This window comes from Sporolactobacillus nakayamae, from assembly GCF_900113325.1.
In the GTDB taxonomy this organism is placed as follows: Bacteria; Bacillota; Bacilli; order Bacillales; family Sporolactobacillaceae; genus Sporolactobacillus; species Sporolactobacillus nakayamae.
Genome location: NZ_FOOY01000013.1, coordinates 84,578 through 91,917, shown reverse-complemented (window position 1 = coordinate 91,917; position 7,340 = coordinate 84,578). Strand labels below are relative to the sequence as shown.

Here is a 7,340-nt window from a genome sequence, read left to right as displayed (position 1 = left end):
GGTGAGTTCGTTACTACTTTGGGTTCATTCGTTACGTCTTTTTCACGGTTCGCTACGAGTCTGAGGATTCGTTACGACTTTCGGTGAGTTCGCTACGACTTTTTCTCTCTTAGGTTGAACTTTCCAGGGATTGGGTTTAACTTCCCACTCGTTAGGTTGAACTCTTGGTCTTCGTTTGAACTTTTCCTCTCTTGGGTTGAACTTCCAAGGGGTTCGGTTCAACTTTTCCTCTCTTGGGTTGAACTTCCAAGGGGTTCGGTTCAACTTTTCACTCATTAGGTTCAACTTCTATTCTTCGGTTCGACTTTTTCTCTCTTAGGTTCGACTTTGATCGGGTTCGGTTCGACTTTCCGATGGTTCGGTTCGACTTCGGGTCTTCGGTTGAACTTTTCCTCTCTTGGGTTCAACTTTGATCGTGTTCGGTTCGACTTTCCGATGGTTCGGTTTTCGACTTCGGGTCTTCGGTTCGACTTCTCCTCTCTTGGGTTCGACTTTGGTCGTGTTCGGTCATTTTATATGTTTTCGGTCTAACCTCTTTTTGGAGCAGATTGCTGCGTTTCTTTTGTCTACTATTCAGAAAGTCAGCTAGACGACCCACTACCAACAAAAAAAGGACCGTTGTCTCAGTCCGGTCCTTACGTTACTCTTTTCACACACTTCCATGCACTTTTTTCACTTTGCTAAGATAGCGATAAATGGATGCCTCCGAGGTGCATAGTTCCTCAGCAACAATGCTGACAATCCCTTTTAAGAGGAAGATACCGTTTTCGTTCAATTTCTCAATGATTTCCAGTCTCTCTTCTTGAGACATTCGTTCGGGAGGAATATTCACGCCGCCAACGATCTCTTTAATACTCGATTTAGCAAGATCCTCAATTGAGGGGCTCAAATGTTCAACTGCCGGCGGACTCTTTTTCTTTGCTGGTTTACAAACGCCAACAAATTTATTCAAATAGTCAATCACCTGTTCCATTTTTCTGTAGTCAATGTTGATACAAAGCATACCGATGATCTCATCTTTTGCGTTGCGTATGAAGAAAGTTGACGAACGTAAAACCGTTCCGTCTTTGGCAACACCCTCATAATTGGTGATAAACGATTTATGTTGCGATCTCCCTTCCTTCAACATCTTAAGAATCAAATTTGTGACTGGAGATCCAATTTCTCGTCCACTTAAATTTGTTTCGCTAATTGCAACAACCGAATTTTCGAGATCCGTTACATCATGGAGAATGATTTCTATATCATCTCCGAGCACTTCGCCTAGAAAATCGACTAAATCTTTGAATCTTTCCAACTCCGCGTTAATAAAACCACCGCCCTACTGTTCATCGAATCACAAGAAAAAATAATTATCACAATAATAAATCAGTATGTTTATTTTCCGACATCCACCTGTACTTGTCAATCTATCGGTTTCCTAGGCCTTCTCAGCATGATGCCGCTTCCCGCTTTTTCTCAGAAGCTCTTGTCAATTCACTCCATGCATAAACGACTATAGAAAGCCAAATAAAGAGAAAAGATAACAACTGAATCCGATCAATCGGCTCATGGAAAACAAAAAGTCCAATGAAAAAGGCTGCAGTAGGAGTCATATATTGAAAAAAGCCGATCATGGTCAGCGGAATACGTTTCGCACCTTCCGCAAACCAGATAAGTGGAAGTGCTGTGAGCACTCCGGCACCGACTAAAAGCAAGCCTGTGCTTCCCGAAAAGACAGTTATGGATTCCGGCGTTCGAATTCCATTGCTGATGAGAAAGATGACTGCAAACGGAACCATCAACATCGTCTCAATGGTCATACCGACGTAAGCTTCAAACACAACAAATTTTTTGCACAGGCTATAAACACCGGAAGTCGCGGCAAGTGCTAAAGCAAGCCATGGAATGTGTCCAAAGCGGAAGGTCATCACGAGGACACCGATGATTGCCAGGATAATAGAAAACATTTTCATTACCCCAGTACGCTCTTTTAAAAAGAGGATTCCCATCAGCATACTAACAAGTGGAATAATGTACAGACCGAGACTTGCCTCAATCACATGTGCATGAGCAACCGCCCAGACATAAATAATCCAGTTAGCACTAATCGAAATCGAACTTACCAGTACAAGAAGCAATTGTCGCGGTTGTTGGATGAGCCATTTGGTTTGATCCCGCAACGCCCCAAACTCCCTGCGCATGAGAATCACTACAAGCATGAATACGAACGCCCAAACAATTCGATGCGCGAGTACCTCGCCAGAGTCGACTGAACCCAGCCATTTCCAATAGATTGTCAGAAAACCCCATATAAAAAAAGCGAAAAATGTATAAAGGACGCCGGAACGCATTTCATTATGTTTATTCATAACTGAAGCACCGGAAAATGATCAGCCATGCATGGATCTCTTGAGTCGAGCTCTCTGTTCATATGAACCCACCTTGTCAACTCAAAAAATCAATAGCGATCTTCTTGTATATTTGAATAGAGTCGAAAAACGGTGCACGGGCAACATATTCATCCGGTTGATGAGCGACCGGCGGATAGCCCGGTCCGACAACGGTAATCGGAAATGTTTTTTCTACTTTTGAAAAAAAGGCGCCATCCGTATAACCCGAAAACCCGTAAGGTTCAATTTTCTTGCCGCGCACTCCTTCAATGACTTTAACAAGACTCTGAACGAATTCATCGTCCTTTGGTGTTTTTACCGGATTCATATCATTGATAATCTCAACCGTCGTATTCAGTTCGGGAATGTCCTCTTTCACTCCATCAATGATTGCTTGAATGGATGCGATGATCGTCTCGTGGTTTTGCGATGGTAAAGTACGCATATCTATTTCCACCACGCATTTATCCGGAATGACATTTGTTCCGTTTCCGCCCCTCATCACATCAATGCTAGACGTTGGTTCACTAAGCAAATCATCCGGTTCATAGTCAAATTGAAACTCAGATTGAAATTTTGAGAGAATCGCAATCATATGTTCATTGGCGTTAATTCCATGGCTTGGTGTTGATCCGTGGCCTGTTTTCCCATAGGTTGTCAACCGAACCCAAAGCGCACCTTTTTCGGCAATGGACAGTTCATTATCAGTCGGTTCACCAATCACCACAGCGTCAAGATTATCCACATAGCCGCCATTGACCAATTGCTCGGCACCAATTGATGAGGTTTCCTCCCCCACAGTCGCAATGAATTTGAGCGTGCCATTAAGCGGGGCCGCTTCTTCCTTCAGCTCAATTATTGCGGCAATCATCGCCGCAAGACCGCTCTTCATATCCGAGGCGCCGCGTCCATAAATCTTTCCATCCGCTTCCTCGGCACCAAACGGATCGTGGTCCCAAGGAATCTCGCCGACCGGAACCACATCCATATGCCCCGTGAATGCGAGCACCTTCCCGGGTTCCGCGCCATTTAGCGTTGCGATCAGCTGGTGCCGATTTTCTCCATAAGTGACAACCTCCGTATCGATCCCTGCCGCCTCAAACAACGGCCGGATCAGAGCAACCACTTCCGCTTCATTACCAGGAGGATTTGTCGTGTTAATTTTCAATAGATTTTTGAGCAACTCAATCGCTTTCTCGTCGTTCACTTATTCTGCCCCACTTCTGATGAATTTTAAGATCCTTATTTTTGCATGTGATAAAATCGCTCATTTCATTAGGCCAATCATTCGGCGCGCAGCACCACTCAGGATTCTTTCAAACTAAAAAGTGAGCTTCGTCATTACTTAATCTTGCCAATGTTCAGAACAATAATTGCCTTCTTTCTCTGGATTATGACTCCTCCTTTGAGCTCCAAAAATTTCTGATCGGCTGAATCATCATGTAGTCTCTTTTTGAACCCGCAATTATATAGAGGCATAACCTTAACAACAAGTATAGCAAAATTCCGTTGATTTCTGCAGTCCCAATAAAAATTTTATAGTCTAAGAGATTTATCCATTATTGAGATCGCCGAAACCGCCCCACTTCTCTACCTGCAAAAGAGTTATCAATCGGTCACCCAATGCCATTTGCCGACTGTTCAGGGGTCATGGCCTTTAATTGGACAATAAATTCGCTGCCCGAGGGCTCAATATCCTTGACCCGAATTGTGCCGCCATCCAGTTCAATCAACTCTTTAACAATCGCAAGTCCCAGTCCTGAGCCTCCGTGTTCACTGGATCTCGCTTTATCTAGTCGGTAGAAACGCGCAAAAATATTTTCTTTTTCTTCATCGGGAATTGTAGTGCCCGAATTTTGTACGCGTATATATGAAAATTCATAATCGCCAGTGACCGTGAGTTTAATCCACCCGCCATTCGGCGTATAGTTGCGCGCGTTACCGAGCAGGGAGACGATCACCTGATGTACATAATCCTCATTCGCCCAGGCATAAATTCCATCAACAACATCGGTAGTAAACTTCTGCTTAAGACCTGGCGCATAGTCCGCGATCACATTATTTGCAATCATCGACAAATTGACTGCCTCGAGTGCCTTTGACTTACGGTCAAGACGTGCGATCATCAAAAGTTGATCGATCAATCGTTGCATTCGTCTTGATTCCTGATCGATAAAATGAAATGACTTCTGAATCAGTTCAGGGTGATTCGTTCCATGCCGATGTATAAGCTCAACATGGCCACGTATTGCCGAAAGCGGCGTTCGTAATTCATGGGAAGCATCTGATACAAATCGCAACTCACGCTCGATCTGCTCATCAAGCTGACCCATAAGCTGATTAAAGGATAAAGCAAGCTCGCGTACTTCTTTCGGTTGATCCGGAACCGGTACGCGCTGCTTTAAATTATTTGTTTCAGTCACTTGATTGATAAGCCGAGTCACATCCATGAGCGGCCGGCTTAGTTTCCGCGAAAGCTGGTAAATCGCCAGCGATCCAATCAAAACGCCTAATAAAATGCAGACAACAAGCACTTTGATCATCACGACGATAAATTTGTGTATACTGATCATGCGGACATACAAATCAAAGGTGTAGCCATTGTATGACGCTTGATGATGGTAGATGGGAACAAATTTCTTTTTAAATGAAATGGATGAAAAAAGGGAGAGCTTGAACAGATATGCGTTATTATCCGTAATACTCTCACTGCCCTTTGAATAAATCGTTTTACGATCCGGCGTCTTAATGCGGACATAAAAGTCGGGATGCTGAACATAGAGAATCGTTTCAATAGAATCTGTCCAATCCGGATTCTTTTCACGCGATTCGACAATCAACTGTTTTTCCACATACTCGACTTCCTGTTCAGTGCCCTTGTAGAGCTGATAACTGACGATCGAAAGGACGGCGACTCCAATAGACAGCACGGTCACCAAAAGAATCAAAATATACCAGAAGTTCATCTGAAAAAGCGTCGTTTTCTTTTTTAATCTGAAAATTGTCAGCCATGTTCTCATTCGTCAACCCTCAGTGCGTAGCCGACTCCCCGAATGGTGTGGATCAATCTGGCTCGCTGATTTTTGTCAATCTTATTGCGCAGATAGCGGACATAAACATCGACAATATTGGTTTGTCCCATATAATCAAAACCCCACACTTCAGAAAGCAGTTCATCACGGGTCATGACCTTGCCTTCGCTTTTCATCAAAGCAGAGAGAAGGTTGAATTCACGTTGCGTGAGATCGAATGTTTTGCCCTGACGTGTCGCTGTTCTTTTCTCAATATCCAGATATAAATCTCCCACCTGATAAATATGCCTCGCCGCCGCTGCGGCATAACTGTCCCTGCGCCGAAGAGCCACTCGAACTCTGGCCAGCAGTTCCTCAATCTCAAAGGGCTTAGTGATGTAATCATCCGCTCCGCCATCAAGTCCCGCAACTTTATCACCGACATAATCTCGAGCAGTCATGATGATGATCGGAACCAGACTCTTTTTCCGGATGCGCCTGCAGACTTCCAGTCCATTCAGTTTCGGCAGCATCAGATCAAGCAAAACCAGTCCCCACTTTGATTCGTCCTGAAAAAAAAGATCGAGAGCCTGTACCCCATCATAAGCCTCTTCTACCACATAATTCTCAAAGCCTAATTCAGTGGAAACAAATGAAGCAACACTCTTCTCGTCTTCAACAAGCAGTATCGTTATAGTTTTCATTGATCTTATCCATCTCTTCTAAGGTTAAAAAATTGATCACTATCTATTCAGACCGTTTAGACACCTTCTATTATAACGATTCCTTGCAGGAGCTGTAAGAAAAGAACATGAGAATTGAATGAGAAAAATCTCATGATAATTTCATACTGCATTTGTTACGACGTTACAATTCACGTTTAAGATAGGCATTGTAAAAGGTTGTTCCTGATCTGAACGAAGTGGAACAGTAGGAGGACTATCACCAATGAATAAACCAATTCTGACAATCGTCGTTCCATGCTATAACGAGGAAGCGGTCCTAACTGAGACGGTATCGCGGCTTCGCGACACTTTGGAGCGCGCTTGCAGGGACCAATTAATCTCGCCGCAGAGCACCCTTCTATTCGTCGATGACGGAAGCCGCGATCGAACATGGACGGTCATTAAACACTCGATCGAGGACTATAAAGAAGTCACCGGCCTGAAACTCAGTCGCAATTTTGGCCACCAGAATGCCCTAATCGCCGGCATGGAGACAGCGAATCCATACTCCGATTGTGTGATTACAATTGATGCCGATCTGCAAGATGACGTAAATGCGATTAACAACTTTCTGATCAAATACCATGAAGGGTTTGATGTCGTTTACGGCGTTCGTAACAAACGTGAGACGGACACATTTTTCAAGCGAAACACCGCACTGCTTTTTTACAAGGTTATGGAGCGCCTCGGTGTCAAAATGATACCGAACCATGCTGATTTTCGTTTACTCAGCAGACGGGTGCTTGATGAATTTGTCAACTACCATGAGGAGAATGTTTTCCTGCGCGGCATGATCCCGTTGCTTGGTTTTAAAAGCACCGAAGTATACTACAATCGTGCCGAACGTTTTGCCGGAAAAACAAAATACCCTCTGAAAAAAATGATTAATTTCGCCATTGACGGTATAACCTCCTTTTCGATTGTACCGATCCGGATGGTGACCGTTCTGGGGGGAACTGTTGTCGGAGTCGGGTTTCTGATCGGCCTGTATGCGCTGATCCAGCATGTTCTCGGTCACGCAGTCAGCGGATGGACATCAATGATCCTTTCGATTTGGTTGATTGGCGGCATGCAGCTCACGGCAATCGGCGTCATCGGCGAATACATTGGTAAGATTTTCAAAGAAACCAAACATCGTCCGCGCTACACCATCGAAAAACAGTTAGTGTCAGCAACAACTAAGGACCGCTTTAAAACAACAGCACTTTGAGGCGGTGTTTGATCCGTCCTCG

General features: G+C 44.2%; 6 protein-coding genes. 1 reads left to right on the top strand and 5 read right to left on the bottom strand.

What is annotated here, in order from left to right:
- Positions 1 to 649: 649 nt before the first annotated feature.
- The 5 genes from BM003_RS10150 to BM003_RS10130 form a co-directional block, all read right to left on the bottom strand.
- On the bottom strand, positions 650 to 1,297 hold the full coding sequence (locus BM003_RS10150) for a helix-turn-helix transcriptional regulator (RefSeq protein ID WP_245734197.1): 648 nt from the start codon (positions 1,295 to 1,297) through the stop codon (positions 650 to 652).
- A gap of 133 nt (positions 1,298 to 1,430) precedes the next feature.
- Positions 1,431 to 2,351: an EamA family transporter RarD gene (rarD, locus tag BM003_RS10145; protein ID WP_093672724.1), complete on the bottom strand. Its 921-nt coding sequence runs from the start codon at positions 2,349 to 2,351 to the stop codon at positions 1,431 to 1,433.
- 76 nt (positions 2,352 to 2,427) lie between these two features.
- Positions 2,428 to 3,579, bottom strand: coding sequence for a M20 family metallopeptidase (locus BM003_RS10140; protein WP_093672722.1), 1,152 nt, complete (start codon positions 3,577 to 3,579; stop codon positions 2,428 to 2,430).
- A 409-nt stretch (positions 3,580 to 3,988) separates the two neighbouring features.
- Positions 3,989 to 5,392: a sensor histidine kinase gene (locus tag BM003_RS10135; RefSeq protein ID WP_093672720.1), complete on the bottom strand. Its 1,404-nt coding sequence runs from the start codon at positions 5,390 to 5,392 to the stop codon at positions 3,989 to 3,991.
- Positions 5,389 to 6,087 (bottom strand): response regulator transcription factor, encoded by a 699-nt coding sequence (locus tag BM003_RS10130; protein WP_093672718.1) that lies wholly within the window; start codon positions 6,085 to 6,087, stop codon positions 5,389 to 5,391. Before BM003_RS10130 ends, BM003_RS10135 begins: the two co-directional genes overlap by 4 nt.
- 244 nt (positions 6,088 to 6,331) lie before the next feature.
- Between BM003_RS10130 and BM003_RS10125 the strand changes: the two genes are divergently transcribed.
- Entirely contained in the window at positions 6,332 to 7,318 is a 987-nt protein-coding gene (locus BM003_RS10125) for a glycosyltransferase family 2 protein (RefSeq protein WP_093672716.1), read from the top strand.
- The last annotated feature ends 22 nt before the right edge of the window (positions 7,319 to 7,340 follow it).